Source organism: Psychrobacillus sp. FSL H8-0484 (assembly GCF_038005325.1).
Taxonomy (GTDB): domain Bacteria; phylum Bacillota; class Bacilli; order Bacillales_A; family Planococcaceae; genus Psychrobacillus.
In genome coordinates, this window is sequence record NZ_JBBOSZ010000001.1 from 1,313,010 (window position 1) to 1,332,346 (window position 19,337).

Consider the following 19,337-nt stretch of genomic DNA (forward strand, 5'->3'; position numbering starts at 1 on the left):
GGTGAGTATAAAATGAAAATTTCAATAGATGCAATGGGTGGAGACAACGCTCCACACGAAATCGTAAAAGGTGTGTATGAAGCTTTACAAGCTTTTGATGATATAGAAATACAATTGTATGGTGACGAACAAAAGTTAGCACCTCTTGTTACTGCACATGATCGATTACAAGTGATACATACGGATGAGGTTATAGAAGGAACAGATGAACCAGTGCGTGCTGTACGTAAAAAGAAAAATTCTTCGATGGTGAAAATGGCGGAATCGGTGAAAAATGGAGAAGCGGATGCGTGTGTTTCAGCCGGAAATACAGGCGCTTTAATGGCAGCAGGATTATTTGTTGTTGGTCGCATTGATCAAGTGGAACGTCCAGCTCTTGCTCCAACTCTACCGACATTAGATGGTAAAGGATTTGTCATGCTTGATTTAGGAGCAAATTCAGATGCAAAACCAGAACATCTGGAGCAATTTGCTGTTATGGGTAGCGTTTATGCGGAAAAAGTTCGCGGCATCAATAACCCGCGTATTGGTCTATTAAATATTGGTACAGAAGATAAAAAAGGAAATGAGCTTACGAAAGCAGCATTTGCTTTATTAAAAGAAGCTCCAATTAATTTTGTAGGTAATGTGGAGTCTAGGGATTTATTGAACGGTGTAGCAGATGTTGTAGTGACGGATGGTTTCACAGGTAATATGGTGTTGAAAACGATTGAAGGAACTGCATCGGGGATTTTTACGTTGCTGAAAGAGGCTTTCAATACTTCTACCAAAACAAAATTGTCGGCTCTTCTTGTCAAAGATCAATTGCGTGGATTAAAAAGCAAACTTGACTACTCAGAATACGGTGGAGCGGGTTTGTTTGGATTAAAATCCCCGGTTATTAAAGCGCATGGTTCTTCTAATGCAAATGCTATTTTCCATGCTATTCGACAAGCGAGAACTATGGTAGAACATGATGTATGTGGCATTATTCAAAGTACTTTAAGAAAGGAATTACCAAATGACTAAAATTGCATTTATTTTTCCAGGACAAGGTTCACAATCGGTTGGGATGGGTCAACAATTTATCGAAGCTGATCGTGAAAGTAAAAAATATTATGAGCAAGCAGATGAAGTTTTAGGGTTTTCTCTCTCGAACATTATGTTAGAGGGACCGGCGGAAGAACTGACAAAAACGTATCACGCGCAGCCTGCTTTACTTACGACAAGTACAATGGTTGCTCAGAAGTTATTGGAAGCTGGTATTTCTCCGGATTATACTGCTGGTCATAGCTTAGGGGAGTATTCGGCACTTGTGGCATCGAATGTGATAAGTTTCGAAGATGCTGTTTTATTAGTTCATAAAAGAGGATTGTATATGAACGAAGCAGTTCCTGCAGGTGAAGGTGCTATGGCTGCAATTTTAGGATTAGATAAAGAAGCGTTAACTGAAGTGACCAATGAAGTATCTACTAATGGTCAAGTTGTTCAAGTGGCTAACTTGAATTGTCCGGGGCAAATCGTAATTTCAGGAACTGTTGCTGGAGTGGAGGCTGCTTCTGCAAAAGCGAAAGAAGCGGGAGCGAAAAGAGCGATACCATTAGTAGTAAGTGGGCCATTCCATTCTGAATTAATGCGACCTGCTGCACAAAAACTAGATGCAGCTATTTCAGCTATTTCGTTGCAAAATACAACAACACCGGTTATTTCAAATGTAACGGCACTTCCAGTAACAGAAGCTTCAAAGATGAAGAACTTATTGGTGGAGCAACTGTATTCACCAGTTCGTTGGGAAGAATCTGTGCAGAAAATGATCGAGCTTGGCGTAACTGTATTTATTGAATGCGGACCAGGTAAAGTTCTGAGTGGATTAGTGAAAAAAATCGATCGCTCTGTTACTACTTATTGCGTGTATGACGATGAATCATTGCAACAAGTAATTACTGAATTAGGAGAGATTAAAAATGGGTAAATTAGATGGAAAATCAGCAATTGTAACAGGTGCTTCTCGTGGTATTGGAAAAGACATAGCACTTTATCTTGCAAAAGAAGGCGCAAAAGTTGCCGTTAACTATAGTGGAAGTCAAGAAAAAGCAGAAGCGGTAGTAGAAGAAATTAAATCTTTTGGTGGGGAGGCATTTGCAGTTCAAGCAAATGTAGATCAAGCAGAAGATGTCCAAAAATTAATTAGTACTACACTAGAAACTTTTGGTACAATTGATATTTTAGTAAACAATGCAGGTATTACGAGAGATAATCTTCTAATGCGCATGAAAGAACAAGAATGGGACGATGTACTTAACACAAACTTAAAAGGTGTTTTCCTATGCACGAAAGCTGTGACTCGACAAATGATGAAACAGAGACAAGGTCGTATTATTAATATCACTTCCATCGTTGGGGTATCTGGAAATCCAGGACAAGCAAACTATGTTGCAGCGAAAGCAGGGGTAATTGGGTTAACGAAATCCACTGCACTCGAGTTAGCGAGCCGCAATATTACGGTAAACTCTGTTGCACCTGGTTTTATTACGACGGATATGACGGACGCACTTCCTGAAGAAGTGAAAAATCAAATGTTAAGTCAAATTCCACTTGCTAAGTTTGGGAATCCAGAAGATATTGCAAAAGCAGTTGCATTTTTAGCTTCGGATGATGCGAATTATATTACTGGACAAACTTTACATGTAAATGGTGGCATGTACATGTAATCTTCAGATTGTTGAGAAATGCTTTCATTCACTCTGAAGTATTGCCTTCAAAATTTGAATAACTCTTTCATTAAGTGGAAGTTTTTTGTATAATCATTGAGGGGAGGTGACAAATGTGTCAACAGTTTTAGAACGCGTAACTAAAGTAATCGTCGATCGTCTAGGTGTAGATGAAAGCGAAGTAAAATTAGAAGCATCTTTCCGTGATGATTTAGGTGCTGACTCTCTTGATGTAGTAGAACTAGTAATGGAACTTGAAGATGAGTTCGATATGGAAATTTCAGATGAAGATGCTGAAAACATTTCTACTGTAGGTAGTGCAGTTAGCTATATTGAAAGCAAACAAGGCTAATATCAAATACGCCTTGGCGTATTTTGCTCGGATAGTCAAGGGAATTAGCCTAAGAACATCGCATTAATGCGACTTCACGCAAGCCTCGAGCTTGCTAGGTGAAATCCTTTACCATATCAATAGCAACAGAGACGTTCTACTTATTCGTATTGAATAGGTAGAGCGTCTCTATTTCTTTTTGCACAATAGTATATAAACAGGTAAACTTAAACGGATAGATGATAAGCAAGAAAGGCAGATTATTCATGAAAGTAAATCGTAAAAGTAGTCACACTAAAAAAGCAGTTTTTTCTGAAAGTGTGAAGGAGCAGTTTGAACATTTTCAACAGCATTTCCAAATTCAATTTAATAATCCAACATTATTGTATCAAGCCTTTACCCATTCATCTTATGTGAATGAGCATCGACGGAAGTTTTACACTGATAACGAACGCCTGGAGTTCCTTGGAGACGCCGTTTTAGAGTTATCGGTATCTCAATATTTATTTAAGCAATATACGCTGATGAGTGAAGGGGAGCTAACAAAGCTTCGAGCAGCTATCGTTTGTGAGCCTTCTCTAGTTCTATTTGCTAATGAACTTAACTTTGGCAAATTTGTATTGCTAGGAAAAGGGGAAGAGCTAACTGGAGGTCGCGAAAGACCAGCGCTATTAGCAGATGTTTTTGAAGCATTTATCGGTGCATTATATTTAGATCAGGGATTGAATGTAGTCGTTTCATTTTTAGAAAAGATTGTGTTCCCTAAAATCGAAATCGGTGCTTTTTCGCATGTGATGGATTATAAAAGTCAATTACAAGAAGTTATTCAGCAACAAAATAATGGAATGCTAAGCTATGAAATCGTTGAGGAGAAAGGGCCGGCACATAACCGCACCTTCATATCTCGCGTTATTTTAAACACAAAGGAACTTGGAGTCGGCAATGGTCGTTCCAAAAAAGAAGCAGAACAACAAGCTGCTAGACTTGCGATACTCGCAATAAAGGATCAAGAACGGGAGGAATAATCATTGTTCCTTAAGAGATTAGAAATTATTGGATTTAAATCATTTGCGGACCGAATTGGAATAGATTTTGTTCCTGGAGTTACCGCGGTAGTAGGCCCAAATGGTAGTGGTAAAAGTAATGTAACAGATGCGATCAGATGGGTTTTAGGAGAGCAATCTGCTAAATCACTTCGTGGAGCAAAAATGGAAGATGTTATTTTTGCTGGTAGTGATTCACGAAAAGCCTTAAATTTTGCAGAAGTTACCTTAATACTCGATAACTCAGATAATCGAGTAGCACTTGATTTTGCAGAAATTAGTGTGACAAGAAGAGTTTTCAGGTCGGGAGATAGTGAATACCTATTAAATAAACAAACGTGTAGATTGAAGGATATCACGGATTTATTTCTAGATTCTGGACTCGGCAAAGAAGCCTTTTCCATCATTTCACAAGGTCGAGTAGATGAAATTTTAAATAGTCGACCAGAAGATAGAAGGACTATTTTTGAAGAAACTGCAGGAGTGCTCAAATATAAACAACGAAAAAAGAAAGCGGAATTTAAACTTATTGAAACAGATGATAATTTAAATCGCGTACTAGATATTCTGCATGAATTAGATGGACGTCTGGAGCCTTTACAAATTCAGTCTTCCTTAGCATCTGATTATTTAAAAATGTCCGAAGAGCTGAAAGACATTGAAGTTGCTGTAATTGCTCATGACCTACGATTATTCGTACAAGAAAGTTCGGATTTACATACAAAACTACAAGTTTTGGAAGAATCAAAACAAAAGCTTTTGTTGCAAATTAATGAATCGGAAACAAGTATTCAAACCGATAGAAAAGTGATATCTGCAACAGATGAAAAGTTAGATGCTGAACAGACTGGGCTAGTCGAGGCTAGTTCTGAATTAGAGCGTTTAGAAGGTAGAAAACTTTTACTTGCGGAAAAGAAACAAAATGCAAGTCAACAAATTTCCCAGTTAAGAAGAGCGTTAGAAGAAGAGCTAGAAAAGCTTCAAATGCTTGAATCGCAGCTGGAAGAAAACAACGTCTCCAACTCAGAAAAACAAATTCTTCTGAAAGAACTTCGTTCCAAGAAACTTCAAATTGATAAGGTACTAAGTAAATCAGCTTCTGAAGTGGAAGAAGAAATAGAAGATTTAAAAAGCACTTATATTGATTTATTGAATGAAGAAGCTACCATGAAAAACGAAATGAAGCATATGGAGCAGCAACTTCATGTTGAATTGGTTTCTTCTGAGAAAATGATCGAAGATTACCGAGAGTTAAAAGAAGAATTAGAAAAGCTTTCGAGCCGTAAAGAGCAATTAAATCAGCTATTAGCTGTTTGTCAAAAAGAATTAGAGCAAAAATTACTAGATTATAAGACAAAACGACAAGCATCGGAACGTCTGGAAAATTCCTTTGAAGAACAGCAAACCATGCTTCAAAAAGCGTATCAAATGAAGCATCAAATGCAAGCTAGAAAAGACTCTTTAGAAGAGCTAGAGTCTGAGTTTTCTGGATTTTTCCAAGGAGTTAAAGAAGTTTTAATTGCTAGGGATAAAAAAGAATTGCAAGGTATCCATGGTGCCGTAGCAGAGTTAATACAAATTCCACATTCGTATATGAATGCAATTGATACAGCCATTGGTCAACAGTCTCAGCATATAATTACAGACACTAGTCAAGATGCACGACAGGCAATTGAATGGTTAAAAAAGAAAAGAGTAGGTAGAGCGACATTTCTTCCTCTGCAAGTAATGAAATCTCGAAAATTAAACGAGCATACATTGGCGAGTATTAATCAACATCCTTCTTTTGTAAATACAGCAGATAAATTGGTTAACTATAGTGATGGGTATCAAATTATTGTAGAAAACCTTCTCGGAAATATTATTATTGCAAAAGATTTAAAAGGTGCAAATGAAATGGCATCTCGACTACAATATAAATACCGTTTTGTTACTTTAGATGGGGATGTTGTGAATGCAGGTGGTTCTTTAACGGGTGGTTCAGTTAAACAACAGTCTTCTTTATTCACGCGAAAAGTGGAGCTGGAGCAGCTAAATGACAAGTTATTAGAATTAGAAAAGTCCGTCTTACAAGCGGAGAGTTCTGTTTCCTCTAAAAAGCAAGAAGTACAGCAATTGAAAATAGTACTTGAAGAAACGCGTCTTGCTGGAGAAGCTTTCCGTGAAGAAGAGCATAAACTACTTTCGGAAACGAGAGAGTGCGCAGCCATTATTTCTCGACTTACCAATCAATTACTGGAATATGATGAAGTAAAAATGGAAAAGAATCATTTGCACGAAAACTTAGTTCTTAAAAAAGATCAAACCGCTACTAGAAGTGCAGAGATAAAAAAATCACTAGCGTCTATTCAGCAGACAATCGATCAGCTACAGTTATTAAAGCAACAATCTATTGAAGAGAAAGACAAGTTCCAAAATGAACTTGGTGAGTTGCTATCATCTATTGCAGTTGTCAATGAACAAGTGACGCAGCAGGAAAAAGAAAAAGCTCAGCTTGTTCTTTCCATTCAAACGAGCTCGCAAAAAGTAGATACTTTACAAAAAGAAATCGGTTGGTATGAAAATGATGATCAAGGTGGTCCTTCTGCAGAAGAGCTAACTAATCTTATTGCAAAGCATAAAACGATAAAAGACCATTTAATGGAGCAAATCCAAATTGGTAAAACGAATCGGTTGGAACTTGCACAAAAAGTAAATGATGCTGAAAATATTCTGAAGCAAATCCAACAGCAGCTTAGTTTACAAACGAATGAAGAACGTGCCCTCGAAATCAAGTTAAGTAAACTAGAAGTAGAGATGAACACGTTGCAAAATCATTTAGAAGACACCTATGAAATGACATTAGAGGAAGCAGAGCGCGACTTCCCATTTGAAATGGAAGAAGAACTAGCCCGTAAAAAAGTGAAGCTTCTGAGACGTTCTATTGAAGAACTAGGTCCTATTAATTTAGGCTCTATTCAAGAATATCAACAAGTAAGTGAACGCCATTCATTTTTAACGGAACAACGAGAAGATTTGCTCTCTGCACAAGAAACATTGCATGAAGTAATTAGAGAAATGGACGAAGAGATGTCGATTCGTTTTGAAACTACTTTTAACGAAATTCAGAGACATTTTAAATCCGTTTTCCGAGAATTATTTGGTGGTGGTCAGGCTGATCTTATATTAACGGATCCAACTTCCTTACTGGATACAGGTATCGATATTCTTGCGCAACCTCCAGGGAAGAAGTTGCAAAATCTGTCCCTATTATCTGGTGGAGAGCGTGCACTTACTGCTATTGCTTTACTGTTTTCAATTCTTCATACGCGACCAGTTCCGTTTTGTATCTTAGATGAAGTAGAAGCTGCACTGGATGAAGCAAATGTTACTCGTTATAGCAATTATTTGAAAAAGTTCAGTCATGATACCCAGTTTATTGTTATTACGCATCGTAAAGGGACAATGGAAGGTGCGGATGTCTTGTATGGTATTACCATGCAGGAATCCGGTATTTCTAAATTAGTTTCTGTAAGACTAGAAGAGCAGTTAGTGACATAAGCCATCTAAATCTTGTTATACAACTCGAAATAAAGGAGTCTATATATGAGTTTTTTTAAAAAGTTTAAAGAAAAAATGTTAGGAACAACAGAAGAAGTCCAAGAAACGGTTTCAATTACGAATAAATTTAAAGAAGGTTTAGCAAAAACAAGAAATCAATTTACATCCAAAGTAAACGATCTTGTTGCTAGATATCGTAAAGTGGATGAAGACTTTTTCGAAGAACTGGAAGAAATCTTACTACAAGCGGATGTTGGTTTTGAAACGGTTGTGGAGTTAATGGAATCCTTGCGCTTTGAAGTGCAACGGAAAAATATTAAAGACACAGCGGGTATTCAATCTGTTATTTCCGAAAAGCTTGTAGAGATTTATGAAGCAGGTGATGACAATTCGACCGAGCTTCAACTGGAAAACGAAGGGTTATCTGTTATTTTATTTGTTGGAGTAAATGGAGTAGGGAAAACAACGACTATTGGGAAACTTGCTCATCGTTTAAAAGGGGAAGGTAAGAAAGTAATACTTGCTGCAGGAGATACGTTCCGTGCTGGTGCTATTGATCAGCTTCAAGTATGGGGCGATAGAGTAGGCGTGGAAGTGATTAAGCAAGCAGAAGGATCTGATCCTGCTGCAGTTATGTATGACGCGATTAGAGCTGCAAAAACGCGTAATGCGGACGTGCTAATATGTGACACTGCAGGGCGACTTCAAAATAAAGTGAACTTAATGAATGAGTTAGAAAAAATTCATCGTGTTATTTCAAGAGAAATTCCAAATGCTCCTCACGAAGTTTTACTAGCGCTTGATGCTACTACTGGTCAAAATGCGCTTGTGCAAGCTCAAACTTTTAAAGAAGTAACAAATGTTACAGGAATTGTTTTAACGAAGCTAGATGGGACTGCTAAAGGCGGTATCGTGTTAGCTATTCGAAACAAGCTTCATATCCCTGTGAAATTTGTGGGCTTAGGGGAACAAATGGATGATCTGCAACCATTTGACGCAGAAAAATATGTCTATGGTCTATTTGCAGAAGGTCTAGAACTAGAAAGTGAAAACGAAACAGACAAGTAATTTTACTTGACAGATGCATCCTCAGTTACTAAACTAGAGGATGACAATTGAATTGGTAAGGAGAGATGGGAATGATTGAAAAAACAACTCGTATGAATTTTCTCTTCGATTTTTACCAAGCATTATTAACAGATAAACAAAGAAGCTATATGCAGCTTTACTATTTAGATGATTTATCACTTGGCGAAATTGCAGAGGAATACAGCATTTCGAGGCAAGCGGTTTACGATAATATACGTCGAACAGAAGCAATGTTAGAGGAGTATGAAGATAAACTAAACCTTTTAACAAAGTTCGAAAAACGACAAGAAACGATTGAACAGCTACTGCTATTAGTAAAGGATCAATCATCTGAAAAAACACTGATTCAACTCATTAATCAATTAAAAGAATGGGATTAGGGGGCGGGCATGCATGGCGTTTGAAGGATTAGCTGAGCGACTCCAGGGAACACTTCAGAAAATCAAAGGAAAAGGAAAGATTTCTGAAGCAGACGTAAAAGAAATGATGCGAGACGTCCGCTATGCGCTTCTTGAAGCGGACGTAAACTTAAAAGTAGTAAAAGAATTTGTTAAAAATGTATCCGAACGGGCTGTTGGGCAAGAAGTCATGAAAAGCTTAACACCAGGTCAACATGTCATTAAGATTGTTAAAGATGAACTGACGGTGTTAATGGGTGGAGAGCAAAGTCAAATTTCTTTTTCTTCCAGACCACCAACTGTCATTATGATGGTTGGCTTACAAGGTGCAGGTAAAACAACAACTACTGGGAAGCTCGCAAATGTACTTCGTAAAAAGTACAATAAGAAGCCTTTATTAGTTGCGGCCGATATTTACCGTCCTGCAGCAATAAAGCAGCTAGAAACGATCGGAAAACAACTTTCGTTACCAGTATTTGCGTTAGGGACAGATGTTTCACCTGTTGAAATTGTGAAACAGGCGATGGATCATGCAAAAGAGGAGCATTATGACGTTGTAATCGTCGATACTGCGGGTCGACTCCATATTGATGAAACCCTGATGCAAGAGTTAAAAGATATTCGTGCAATTAAAGAACCGGATGAAGTATTTTTAGTTGTGGACGCAATGACAGGGCAAGATGCGGTCAATGTGGCGAATAATTTTAACGAATCAATTGGAATTACAGGAGTTGTCCTGACAAAGCTTGATGGGGATACTCGAGGCGGAGCAGCACTATCCATCCGTTCTGTAACGCAAAAGCCTATTAAATTTGTAGGTATGGGTGAAAAAATGGATGCTTTAGAAACATTCCATCCAGAGCGAATGGCTTCACGTATTTTAGGTATGGGCGATATGATGTCCCTTATCGAAAAAGCGCAAGCAAATGTCGATGAAGAGAAAGCAAAAGAATTAGAAGAAAAATTCCGTACACAATCTTTTACATTTGACGATTTCTTAGATCAAATTGGCCAAATGAAGAAAATGGGACCACTCGATGAAATTTTAAAAATGCTTCCAGGAGCGGGTAAAATTAAAGGGTTGGAAAATGCAAAAGTCGATGAAAAGCAAATGGATCGTGTAGAAGCGATTATTTACTCCATGACCACGCAAGAAAAAACAACACCTGAAATCATTAATGGTCCAAGGAAAAAAAGAATTGCAAAAGGATCTGGTACTACGATACAAGACGTTAACAGATTATTGAAGCAATTTGAAGACATGAAAAAAATGATGAAGCAAATGACAAACATGCAACAAAAAGGGAAGAAAAAGATGAAAATGCCCGGTTTAGACTCGCTTTTCAAATAAATTTTCCAGAAAAATATAGGGTGTTAAGAAAAAACACTTTACAAACAAATAAAAGCTTGATAATATACTATCTTGTGTGAAACTATTCGGAGGTGCAATAAAAAATGGCAGTTAAAATTCGTTTAAAACGTATGGGAGCAAAAAAATCTCCTTTCTATCGTATTGTAGTAGCAGACTCTCGCTCACCACGTGATGGTCGTCAAATTGAAACAGTAGGTACTTACAACCCACTTACTAAACCAGCTGAAGTTAAAATTAACGAAGAATTAGCGTTAAAATGGCTTCAAGACGGTGCAAAACCATCTGATACAGTACGTAACTTGTTCTCAGAACAAGGAATTATGGAGAAATTCCATAACGCAAAACTCGGCAAATAATCGGAGGGGACAATGTGGAGCAGCTGATCAGAGCAATTGTTAAACCATTAGTTGATTATCCAGAAAAAGTTCAGATTGAAAAAGAAGAGAGTGTAAACCGTATAGTTTATAAACTTTCTGTTCATCCTGAAGATATGGGGAAGGTTATTGGCAAACAAGGGCGAGTGGCGAAAGCAATTCGTACTATTGTTTACTCAGCAGCAGGCAGTCACCAGAAGAAAAAAACATATGTCGACATTTTAGATTAATGTACAAAAAGGGAGAACACTTTGTTCTTCCTTTTTTGATAGGAGGTAAATATGATGGAATGGTTTAACGTTGGAAAAATAGTGAACACCCACGGTATTTGGGGGGAAGTTCGTGTTATTTCTACTACAGACTTTGCAGACGAGCGCTATGAGGTAGGTAATGAGCTAGGACTTTATAAAGCAGATGGATCCAAACCGATTATCGTTAAAGTAGCAAGTCATCGAAAGCATAAAAACTTCGATTTATTAACATTTGAAGGTTTTTCTTTGCTAAAAGATGTAGAACCTCTTCGAAATGCGGTATTAAAAGTATCCGAAAAATATCTTACAGATTTAGAAGAAAACGAATTCTATTATCATGAGATTATTGGCTGTACAGTTGAATCGTTAGAAGGCGAAACAATTGGTAAGGTTACAGAAATTCTTCAAACTGGTGCAAACGATGTATGGACAGTGCAACCTGAAAAGGGCAAAGCACACTACATTCCGTATATTGAGGATGTAGTAAAATCAGTTGATATTGATAATAAAAAAATTACTATTGATGTATTAGATGGTTTGTTGTCATGATGAACATTCATATTCTTTCGCTTTTTCCAGAAATGTTTACAGGCGTTTTTAATTCGTCCATTTTGAAAAAAGCTCAGGAGAAGAATGAAGTTGCGATTAATGTAGTGAATTTCCGTGATTTCTCAGGAAACAAGCATCACCAGGTAGACGATTACCCATATGGTGGTGGTGCAGGAATGGTATTAAAGCCAGAGCCACTTTTTAATGCGGTTGAATCACTTACTACTAATTCAGAACAAAGAAGACGCATTATTCTACTTTGTCCTCAAGGAGAGCGCTTTACGCAGCAAAAAGCAGAGGAACTTGCGCAAGAAGAGGAACTCATCTTCATTTGTGGGCATTATGAGGGCTATGATGAACGTATTCGCGAGCATTTAATTACAGATGAGATATCTATAGGTGATTTTGTTCTTACAGGCGGAGAACTAGCTGCAATGACTGTTGTAGATAGCGTCGTAAGGTTACTACCCAATGTTTTGGGTAATGCGGAATCACATGAAAAGGATTCTTTTTCAACGGGGCTTCTAGAACATCCTCACTATACGCGTCCGGTAGAATTTCGTGGCTACAAAGTGCCGGATGTTTTATTGTCAGGCAATCACGCGGCCATTGATAAATGGAGACGAGAGCAGTCGTTAAAACGAACGTTTGAAAGAAGACCGGAGCTATTAGAACAAATGGAGTTAACGGAGAAAGAGCAACAAATGCTTCGTACAATAAAGAAATCAGACTGTTGACAAACGCTTTCATTCTTCGTTGCTTGCACTTCGTTGTAAGCTCATGAACTTAAGTTCTATTCGCTTCCGCCTCGTGCTGGCGCGCCTCGACTGACAAGCGTTTTCAAGACAGTCTGAGGTGATGCATTTGAATTTAGAGTTTATCTTCAACTAATAGTAATAATATCGTTAATTTTTAATTGCATAGAAGAATTAGGTGTGATATATTGTACTATGTGCTTCTATGTGAAGTACTGATTTTGGGTGTTCCGCTGCAACAGCTAATGTGTGTAAGAGCATTCTATATAAGGGAGAGAAAATGATGCAAAACATTATTTCAGCAATTACTAAAGAACAATTACGTACAGATCTTCCTACTTTCCGTCCAGGTGACACAGTTCGTGTACACGTTAAGGTAGTAGAGGGAACTCGTGAACGTATCCAAATGTACGAAGGTGTTGTAATTAAACGTCGTGGTGGCGGAATTAGCGAAACTTTCACAGTTCGTAAAATTTCATCAGGTGTTGGTGTTGAACGTACATTCCCTGTACACACACCAAAAATTGCAAACTTAGAAGTTATCCGTCGTGGTAAAGTTCGTCGTGCTAAATTGTACTACTTACGTGACCTACGTGGTAAAGCTGCTCGTATTAAAGAGCGTCGCTAATAGTAAAAGTAAATGTTGTAGTGAAGGTGATGCCACTTTTGCTACAACATTTTTTCTTTTCAAACTGATGAGAAGGACTTTCATCCTGTTGGAAGGATATAATTTGAAAAAGTAACTTCAAATTGTTTTAACTGGAAGTAAAGTTAAGAAGATTTTGTCAAAAATAATTGCAATATTAATTGGATTCTTTTTGCCTGAATACGATTTTCCTTGTACAATAAAGAGAAGTAGTTAAGGGGGCCAAGTAGATGGAACAAGTAAAAAAGGAAAAGAATGAATTATGGGAATGGTCAAAGGCACTATTAATAGCTTTTGGACTAGCAGCAATAATTCGGTTCTTTTTATTTACACCTATCGTAGTAGATGGAGAATCGATGATGCCGACTTTAAAAAATGGGGATCGTATGGTTGTCAATAAGATTGGATATATGGTTGGTGAACCAGATCGTTACGATATAGTAGTATTTCATGCGCCAGAGCAAAAAAACTATATTAAACGTGTAATTGGACTACCTGGCGATCATGTAGAATTTAAAAATGATCAATTACTTATCAATGGAAAAGAGTTACCAGAACCATACTTGGAACAGTATAAGAGTGAAATCAGCGAAGGGACACTTACCGACGACTTCACTTTAGAAGAAATAGCTCAAGTGGATAAAATCCCTGAAGGATACATTTTTGTTATGGGAGACAATCGTAGATATAGTAAAGATAGCCGACATATTGGACTTGTTGCAATTGACGAAGTAATTGGAAATACGAATTTTGTTTTTTGGCCACTCAATGAAATTGGTTTGGTTAAATAAGAAAAGTTAATAGTAATATCCGAGGAGGCAGCTCCTCAGCCACCAGAGATAATGAACATTTAATCTCGAGCGGTTGGCGCTTGAAGAAGGAGGTGCGATATGACAATTCAATGGTTTCCAGGTCATATGGCCAAAGCAAGAAGAGAAGTAACCGAAAATTTAAAGTTAGTTGATATCATTTTTGAGTTAATAGATGCACGTTTACCTCTGTCCTCTAGAAATCCAATGATTGATGATGTAGTTCATCAAAAAACGCGATTACTTATTCTTAACAAAGTGGATATGGCCGATGAAGTGCAAACAAAAAAATGGATAGCTTATTTTGAATCAAAAGGACATCCTACAGTAGCGATAAACTCTTTAGAGGGAAAAGGGCTACAAACGGTATTTAAAGCCTCTAAAGAGCTTTTAAAGCCTAAATGGGATCGAATGAAAGAGAGAGGGATAAAACCTCGAGCAATTCGTGCGATGATTGTAGGAATTCCTAATGTAGGGAAATCCACACTTATTAATCGTTTTGCAAAGAAAAACATAGCAAAAACAGGAAATACACCTGGTGTAACGAAAAGACAGCAATGGATAAAAGTCGAAAAGGAAATCGAATTACTGGATACTCCTGGTATTCTTTGGCCAAAGTTTGAGGATCAACAAGTTGGCTATAAACTTGCTTTAACGGGTGCTATAAAAGATGCCGTTATCAATATGGAAGATTTAGCAGTATATGGACTTCGATTCTTACAAGAACATTATCCGAGGCGGATGGAAGAACGATACAACTTAACAGAAGTTAGTGAAGACTTAGTTGAAACGTTCGATCATATCGGTAAGCTAAGAAGATGCTACGGAAGTGGCGGAGAAATTGATTACGATCAAGTTGCAGAATTAATCGTTCGAGATGTCCGCAATTTACATCTCGGTAAATTAACTTTCGATTTTGTAGATGAAAATTAATATAAGGCTCTGTTATATTATACTGTTGTTTTTTTAGCATATAATTTGCGGTAGAATCCGCACGGAAAGTAAGCGGATTCTATCAAATAACAACAATGTAGTTTAACAGAGCCTAATATGAAAATATACCCTTTTTACCTTATGGTAGAGAGGGTTTTCTCGATTTTTTTACATTGTTGCCGATACATATATTAAGTAATAGAAAGATGAAGTGATAGAAATGTTAAGTTTAAAAGAAATTAAAGAAAAACTAGCGTATGCAAGCGGAACAGAGTCATGGTTAAAAGAGTTAGAAAAGGATAGTCGAGTAGGGGCAAATAAGTTATTCACTAGCTGGAAGAAAAAACAACATCTCAAAATGCTTGAAAAACAAGCGCATAAAGAGAAGATCTTGTTCGATCAAAGTTTTTGTACTAGCGAACATGATTTAGTAGCTGGTGTAGACGAAGCAGGGAGGGGACCTTTAGCAGGACCAGTAGTGACCGCGGCGGTTATTTTGAAAAGTAATGCAGAGGAATTAGTTGGTTTAAATGACTCGAAGCAACTTTCAAAAGCGAAACGAAATGAACTTGCTGTAAGAATTAAAAGCAATGCTATAAGTTATTTCATCCATTTTCAATCAGTGGAAAAAATTGATGAACTCAATATTTACGAAGCTACTAAGCAATCGATGACGGAAGCGGTGTTAAGTTTAACAGAACAACCTTCTGTCGTGTTAGTGGATGCGATGGCTTTACCTATTGACATGGATACGCATTCCATTATAAAAGGGGATGCGAAAAGTTTAGCAATTGCTGCTGCATCTATACTTGCTAAGACAGCACGTGATCACTATATGGATCAATTACATGAAGAATTTCCTGCTTATTTATTCAACAAGCATGCAGGGTATGGCACGAAACAACATGTTGAAATGATACTAAAACATGGGCCGACTGAACATCATCGCAAAACATTTGAACCGATTAAATCCATGATTTCATTGAGTCGAGGGTCTAACCCCAACTGAATGAAGTCAGTGCCTCCGGCGAATGCCACAGATTTTTATCGAACTTACTCGATAAAAATCTGGGCAAAATAAGCCGAGGCGAATTTGATAAAATAATGAGGTGAAAAAATGACTTCTACTTCTTTTTCGTCCATCCAAACTCAGCTATCTCAAGCAATTCCAACAAACAATCATGCGCCGATGAAAGAGGGACAAGTAATACATGGTACGGTAAAAAAACTATTTCCAAACCAAACGGCAGAAGTACAAATTGGTAATCAAAAAATAATTGCTAAACTAGAAACTCCCTTAAAAGCTGGAGATGCACACTTTTTTCAAGTAACAAAATCTGCACCAGAAGTGCAACTAAAAGTAGTCTCGGGTCCATTGGCCAAAGGAAACTCATTTGCGCAACAAGCACAACAACTAATGCAAGTGATGAATTTAAATAAATCATCAGAAATGCAAACAGTCATTCAGTTTTTCCTAAAAGAACAATTACCAATCTCTAAGGAACTTCTAGTGCAAGCGGAACAATTAATAAAACAAATACCTCCTAATGTAACGATGAAATCGGCATTAGAAGCCATTCAAAAATTGATAGAACTAAAACTGCCATTAACACCGCAACTTTTTGAAACTATAATGAGCGGGAAATCTACAAATGGATTACAAACATTTATAGAAAATTTTAAACAAATACTACAACAAGAGGCAATCATTTCTCCTGTTATCAAAAATAATTTACTCCAAAGTTTACAAAAAGTAGCGGAGCCATTTAGTTTACCAGTAGCGGGTTCTTTACTTGGGAAACAAGTAGAAACTATTCAAAACCAACAAGCACCAATATCCACTAGATTACCTGCTTTACAGATGCTAAAAGAGTCATTCATTTTACCTGTCCAATCGTCGCTAACAAATCCAACTCCTCCTAGTGGACAGCCATCTTTACCTAATTCAGCAGGAGAATTAATAACTCAGCTTATCCATTCAACTCCTGGTGAAAAGGGAGCTGCGGTTGAGTTACTTCGGAATTGGATAAGTACGCAGCCCTTACTTTCTACTGGCCAAAAGGACCAAGTTTTGTCACAACTAAAAGAGGTCCAGCCATTACAACTGAATAATATTAATAATGCCTTACTAAAAGTATTTGCTGAACAAAGTCAACTTGCTATTTTTTCAAAAGATGCAAATGGTTTGACTCCTAAAGAGCATTTAGTCTCTTTGCTTGGTAAAGGGCCAACGATGGACATGGTTGCTCAAACATTACAACAAATGACTTCAATGAGTAAAAATACTACAAATAAAACTGTTTCTCAACACGTTCTACAGGCGGAACAGGCTGTGATGACCCAGTTGGATGGAAAAGCTTTTGAGCATGCGATGAAGGAAGTATTAAAATCTCTTGGATTTAGTTATGAAGCCAAGCTAGGAAGCAATAGTGAAGAAATAAGACAAATAGCTTTACAATTAAAGCCGCAATTAGTTGAACTGCTTCAAAATCATTCTATTTCTGCTCCCCTCAGAGATGGTGCTGAACTACTATTAGGGAGAATGAATGGCTTGCAAATATTGTCAAGTGAAAATGGTCCACAACATCAACTTCTTATGCAAGTGCCATTGGAATTTCTAGGGAAGAAAATGGATGCTACCTTGGAATGGAATGGAAGAATGAAGGAGGATGGTAAAATAGATTCAGATTTTGCGAGAATAATGTTTTATTTGCAATTAGATGCATTAAAAGAAACCGTTGTAGATATGCAAGTACAAAATAGAGTTGTGTCTATTTCCTTGTTCAACCATGATCCAAGACTGGAGGAAATAGCTAAAATTTTCAAAGAATCGTTAAAAGAAGGTCTTTCATCTGTGGGCTATAAGTTGTCAGGTGTATTTGTAAAAACGTTCGAGGAGAATCATCTATCTTCTTCATTAAAACTAAAAACGCTCCCACCTGACGCACAAGGAGTCGATATACGGATATGACAGATGGTAAACATACTCGTAAAGAAGCGGTTGCGTTAACGTATAAACCAGGGCGTTTAGATGCGCCGACCATTGTAGCAAAAGGAAAAGGGAAAATAGCAGAAAACATCTTGGCCAAAGCCAAAGAGCATGATGTACCAATTCAAGAGGATGCGAGCTTGGTAGAACTTCTCGGTCAATTAGATATTAATCAATCCATACCAGAAGAGCTATATCAAGCAGTGGCGGAGGTTTTTGCATTTATTTATAAGGTGGATAAAGAAAAAACGAAAAAAAATTTATAATCCTTTTCTTCGACACAAATTCCGAATATTCCATGTTTAGAGCAAATGTTAGTCTTTTGTAGACAAGTTGTGACACCTTTATTACAATGAGAGAGGTAGTAAATTACTTGACACAAGTTTGATTGGAGGATGCAAGATGAATATCCATGAATATCAAGGGAAACAACTCCTCAGACAATATGGCGTAGCAGTTTCTAATGGGATTGTTGCTTTCTCACCTGAAGAGGCAGTAAAAGCGGCAAAAGAGTTAGGCTCAAGCGTTATTGTTGTTAAAGCACAAATCCACGCAGGTGGTCGTGGTAAAGCTGGCGGAGTAAAAATCGCAAAAAATTTAGATGAGGTACGTGAGTACGCGAAGGAACTATTAGGTAAAGTACTAGTAACTCACCAAACTGGTCCTGAAGGTAAAGAAATTAAACGCTTACTTATCGAAGAAGGTAGCGATATCAAGAAGGAATATTATGTAGGTCTTGTATTAGATCGTGCAACTTCTCGTGTAACATTAATGGGCTCTGAAGAGGGCGGAATGGACATCGAGGAAGTAGCAGCAAATACTCCCGAAAAACTTTTCTATGAGGAAATCGATCCGGTTGTTGGTTTAACTGGATTCCAAGCACGTCGTATGGCGTTTAAAATGAACTTCCCAGCAAAACTTGTTAATAAAGCAGCGAAATTTATGCTTGGCTTATATCAAGTTTATAAAGAAAAAGATGCTTCTATCGTGGAAATCAATCCGTTAGTAGTAACGAATGATGACAACGTTTTAGCACTAGATGCAAAATTCAACTTCGATGCGAATGCATTATATCGTCATAAAGACATTCTAGAAATGCGCGACTATGATGAAGAAGATGCAAAAGAGATCGAAGCTTCTAAATATGACTTAAGCTATATTTCTTTAGATGGAAATATCGGTTGTATGGTTAATGGTGCCGGACTTGCTATGGCAACAATGGATACAATTAGCTACTACGGCGGTTCACCCGCAAACTTCCTTGACGTTGGGGGCGGTGCTACAGCTGAAAAAGTTACAGAAGCATTCAAAATCATTCTTTCAGATACTAACGTAAAAGGTATTTTCGTAAATATCTTTGGTGGAATTATGAAGTGTGACGTAATTGCAGAAGGTGTTATTATTGCTGCAAAAGAAGTTGGACTTTCTGTACCACTAGTAGTTCGTTTGGAAGGTACTAATGTTGATTTAGGTAAAAAATTATTAAATGAATCTGGCTTAAATATTATTGCTGCTGACTCAATGGCAGACGGTGCTCAAAAAATCGTTAATCTTGTAGGATAAGAAAG

Annotated in this window: 20 protein-coding genes; all 20 read left to right on the forward strand. The window is 37.4% G+C overall.

From position 1 onward, the window contains the following. Positions 1 to 12: 12 nt before the first annotated feature. The 20 genes from plsX to sucC all read left to right on the forward strand — a co-directional run bounded on the left by plsX (position 13) and on the right by sucC (position 19,332). The gene (gene plsX, locus MHH81_RS06010) at positions 13 to 1,008 is read left to right on the forward strand and encodes a phosphate acyltransferase PlsX (protein WP_340919060.1); all 996 of its coding nucleotides are present in this window, start codon (positions 13 to 15) and stop codon (positions 1,006 to 1,008) included. Continuing rightward, the gene (gene fabD, locus MHH81_RS06015; protein ID WP_340919062.1) at positions 1,001 to 1,951 is read left to right on the forward strand and encodes an ACP S-malonyltransferase; all 951 of its coding nucleotides are present in this window, start codon (positions 1,001 to 1,003) and stop codon (positions 1,949 to 1,951) included. The genes plsX and fabD overlap by 8 nt, the downstream gene beginning before the upstream one ends. Continuing rightward, positions 1,944 to 2,690, forward strand: coding sequence for a 3-oxoacyl-[acyl-carrier-protein] reductase (gene fabG / locus MHH81_RS06020; RefSeq protein WP_340919064.1), 747 nt, complete (start codon positions 1,944 to 1,946; stop codon positions 2,688 to 2,690). The genes fabD and fabG overlap by 8 nt, the downstream gene beginning before the upstream one ends. 115 nt (positions 2,691 to 2,805) lie before the next feature. Then, entirely contained in the window at positions 2,806 to 3,042 is a 237-nt protein-coding gene (gene acpP, locus MHH81_RS06025; protein WP_093263354.1) for an acyl carrier protein, read from the forward strand. A 245-nt stretch (positions 3,043 to 3,287) separates the two neighbouring features. After that, the gene (rnc, locus tag MHH81_RS06030; RefSeq protein WP_340919066.1) at positions 3,288 to 4,046 is read left to right on the forward strand and encodes a ribonuclease III; all 759 of its coding nucleotides are present in this window, start codon (positions 3,288 to 3,290) and stop codon (positions 4,044 to 4,046) included. A gap of 3 nt (positions 4,047 to 4,049) precedes the next feature. Further along, positions 4,050 to 7,604: a chromosome segregation protein SMC gene (gene smc, locus MHH81_RS06035; RefSeq protein ID WP_340919068.1), complete on the forward strand. Its 3,555-nt coding sequence runs from the start codon at positions 4,050 to 4,052 to the stop codon at positions 7,602 to 7,604. 45 nt (positions 7,605 to 7,649) lie between these two features. Continuing rightward, on the forward strand, positions 7,650 to 8,672 hold the full coding sequence (gene ftsY / locus MHH81_RS06040; protein ID WP_340919070.1) for a signal recognition particle-docking protein FtsY: 1,023 nt from the start codon (positions 7,650 to 7,652) through the stop codon (positions 8,670 to 8,672). A 71-nt stretch (positions 8,673 to 8,743) separates the two neighbouring features. After that, positions 8,744 to 9,073: a putative DNA-binding protein gene (locus tag MHH81_RS06045; protein ID WP_340919073.1), complete on the forward strand. Its 330-nt coding sequence runs from the start codon at positions 8,744 to 8,746 to the stop codon at positions 9,071 to 9,073. A 13-nt stretch (positions 9,074 to 9,086) separates the two neighbouring features. Then, a complete protein-coding gene (gene ffh / locus MHH81_RS06050) occupies positions 9,087 to 10,442 on the forward strand; it encodes a signal recognition particle protein (RefSeq protein WP_340919075.1) in 1,356 nt (451 codons plus the stop codon). Between the two features lie 104 nt (positions 10,443 to 10,546). After that, positions 10,547 to 10,819: a 30S ribosomal protein S16 gene (gene rpsP / locus MHH81_RS06055; protein WP_053590001.1), complete on the forward strand. Its 273-nt coding sequence runs from the start codon at positions 10,547 to 10,549 to the stop codon at positions 10,817 to 10,819. Positions 10,820 to 10,833: 14 nt separating this feature from the next. After that, positions 10,834 to 11,067, forward strand: a complete 234-nt coding sequence (locus tag MHH81_RS06060) for a KH domain-containing protein (protein WP_340919077.1) — start codon at positions 10,834 to 10,836, stop codon at positions 11,065 to 11,067. Between the two features lie 54 nt (positions 11,068 to 11,121). After that, on the forward strand, positions 11,122 to 11,637 hold the full coding sequence (gene rimM, locus MHH81_RS06065; protein ID WP_340925133.1) for a ribosome maturation factor RimM: 516 nt from the start codon (positions 11,122 to 11,124) through the stop codon (positions 11,635 to 11,637). Further along, positions 11,637 to 12,374, forward strand: coding sequence for a tRNA (guanosine(37)-N1)-methyltransferase TrmD (gene trmD, locus MHH81_RS06070; RefSeq protein WP_340925136.1), 738 nt, complete (start codon positions 11,637 to 11,639; stop codon positions 12,372 to 12,374). Before rimM ends, trmD begins: the two co-directional genes overlap by 1 nt. 301 nt (positions 12,375 to 12,675) lie before the next feature. After that, complete coding sequence (rplS, locus tag MHH81_RS06075) at positions 12,676 to 13,020, forward strand: 50S ribosomal protein L19 (protein WP_340925139.1); 345 nt, start codon at positions 12,676 to 12,678, stop codon at positions 13,018 to 13,020. Positions 13,021 to 13,268: 248 nt separating this feature from the next. Beyond that, positions 13,269 to 13,829 carry a signal peptidase I gene (lepB, locus tag MHH81_RS06080; protein ID WP_340919080.1) on the forward strand — a complete coding sequence of 187 codons (561 nt, stop codon included), beginning with the start codon at positions 13,269 to 13,271 and terminating at the stop codon, positions 13,827 to 13,829. 99 nt (positions 13,830 to 13,928) lie between these two features. After that, positions 13,929 to 14,780, forward strand: coding sequence for a ribosome biogenesis GTPase YlqF (gene ylqF, locus MHH81_RS06085; RefSeq protein WP_340919082.1), 852 nt, complete (start codon positions 13,929 to 13,931; stop codon positions 14,778 to 14,780). Between the two features lie 220 nt (positions 14,781 to 15,000). Next, complete coding sequence (locus tag MHH81_RS06090; RefSeq protein ID WP_340919084.1) at positions 15,001 to 15,789, forward strand: ribonuclease HII; 789 nt, start codon at positions 15,001 to 15,003, stop codon at positions 15,787 to 15,789. A 108-nt stretch (positions 15,790 to 15,897) separates the two neighbouring features. Beyond that, a complete protein-coding gene (locus MHH81_RS06095) occupies positions 15,898 to 17,751 on the forward strand; it encodes a hypothetical protein (protein WP_340919085.1) in 1,854 nt (617 codons plus the stop codon). Next, positions 17,748 to 18,035 carry an EscU/YscU/HrcU family type III secretion system export apparatus switch protein gene (locus tag MHH81_RS06100; RefSeq protein ID WP_340919087.1) on the forward strand — a complete coding sequence of 96 codons (288 nt, stop codon included), beginning with the start codon at positions 17,748 to 17,750 and terminating at the stop codon, positions 18,033 to 18,035. Before MHH81_RS06095 ends, MHH81_RS06100 begins: the two co-directional genes overlap by 4 nt. Positions 18,036 to 18,171: 136 nt before the next feature. Beyond that, entirely contained in the window at positions 18,172 to 19,332 is a 1,161-nt protein-coding gene (gene sucC / locus MHH81_RS06105) for an ADP-forming succinate--CoA ligase subunit beta (protein ID WP_340919089.1), read from the forward strand. The last annotated feature ends 5 nt before the right edge of the window (positions 19,333 to 19,337 follow it).

Coding starts and splice junctions, on each gene's coding strand:
- ftsY (WP_340919070.1), top strand. CDS start 7,650: ATGAGTTTTTTTAAAAAGTTTAAAGAAAAAATGTTAGGAACAACAGAA.
- MHH81_RS06090 (WP_340919084.1), top strand. CDS start 15,001: ATGTTAAGTTTAAAAGAAATTAAAGAAAAACTAGCGTATGCAAGCGGA.
- MHH81_RS06095 (WP_340919085.1), top strand. CDS start 15,898: ATGACTTCTACTTCTTTTTCGTCCATCCAAACTCAGCTATCTCAAGCA.
- trmD (WP_340925136.1), top strand. CDS start 11,637: ATGAACATTCATATTCTTTCGCTTTTTCCAGAAATGTTTACAGGCGTT.
- rnc (WP_340919066.1), top strand. CDS start 3,288: ATGAAAGTAAATCGTAAAAGTAGTCACACTAAAAAAGCAGTTTTTTCT.
- lepB (WP_340919080.1), top strand. CDS start 13,269: ATGGAACAAGTAAAAAAGGAAAAGAATGAATTATGGGAATGGTCAAAG.
- rplS (WP_340925139.1), top strand. CDS start 12,676: ATGCAAAACATTATTTCAGCAATTACTAAAGAACAATTACGTACAGAT.
- MHH81_RS06100 (WP_340919087.1), top strand. CDS start 17,748: ATGACAGATGGTAAACATACTCGTAAAGAAGCGGTTGCGTTAACGTAT.
- ffh (WP_340919075.1), top strand. CDS start 9,087: ATGGCGTTTGAAGGATTAGCTGAGCGACTCCAGGGAACACTTCAGAAA.
- rimM (WP_340925133.1), top strand. CDS start 11,122: ATGGAATGGTTTAACGTTGGAAAAATAGTGAACACCCACGGTATTTGG.
- fabD (WP_340919062.1), top strand. CDS start 1,001: ATGACTAAAATTGCATTTATTTTTCCAGGACAAGGTTCACAATCGGTT.
- MHH81_RS06045 (WP_340919073.1), top strand. CDS start 8,744: ATGATTGAAAAAACAACTCGTATGAATTTTCTCTTCGATTTTTACCAA.
- ylqF (WP_340919082.1), top strand. CDS start 13,929: ATGACAATTCAATGGTTTCCAGGTCATATGGCCAAAGCAAGAAGAGAA.
- fabG (WP_340919064.1), top strand. CDS start 1,944: ATGGGTAAATTAGATGGAAAATCAGCAATTGTAACAGGTGCTTCTCGT.
- rpsP (WP_053590001.1), top strand. CDS start 10,547: ATGGCAGTTAAAATTCGTTTAAAACGTATGGGAGCAAAAAAATCTCCT.
- sucC (WP_340919089.1), top strand. CDS start 18,172: ATGAATATCCATGAATATCAAGGGAAACAACTCCTCAGACAATATGGC.
- plsX (WP_340919060.1), top strand. CDS start 13: ATGAAAATTTCAATAGATGCAATGGGTGGAGACAACGCTCCACACGAA.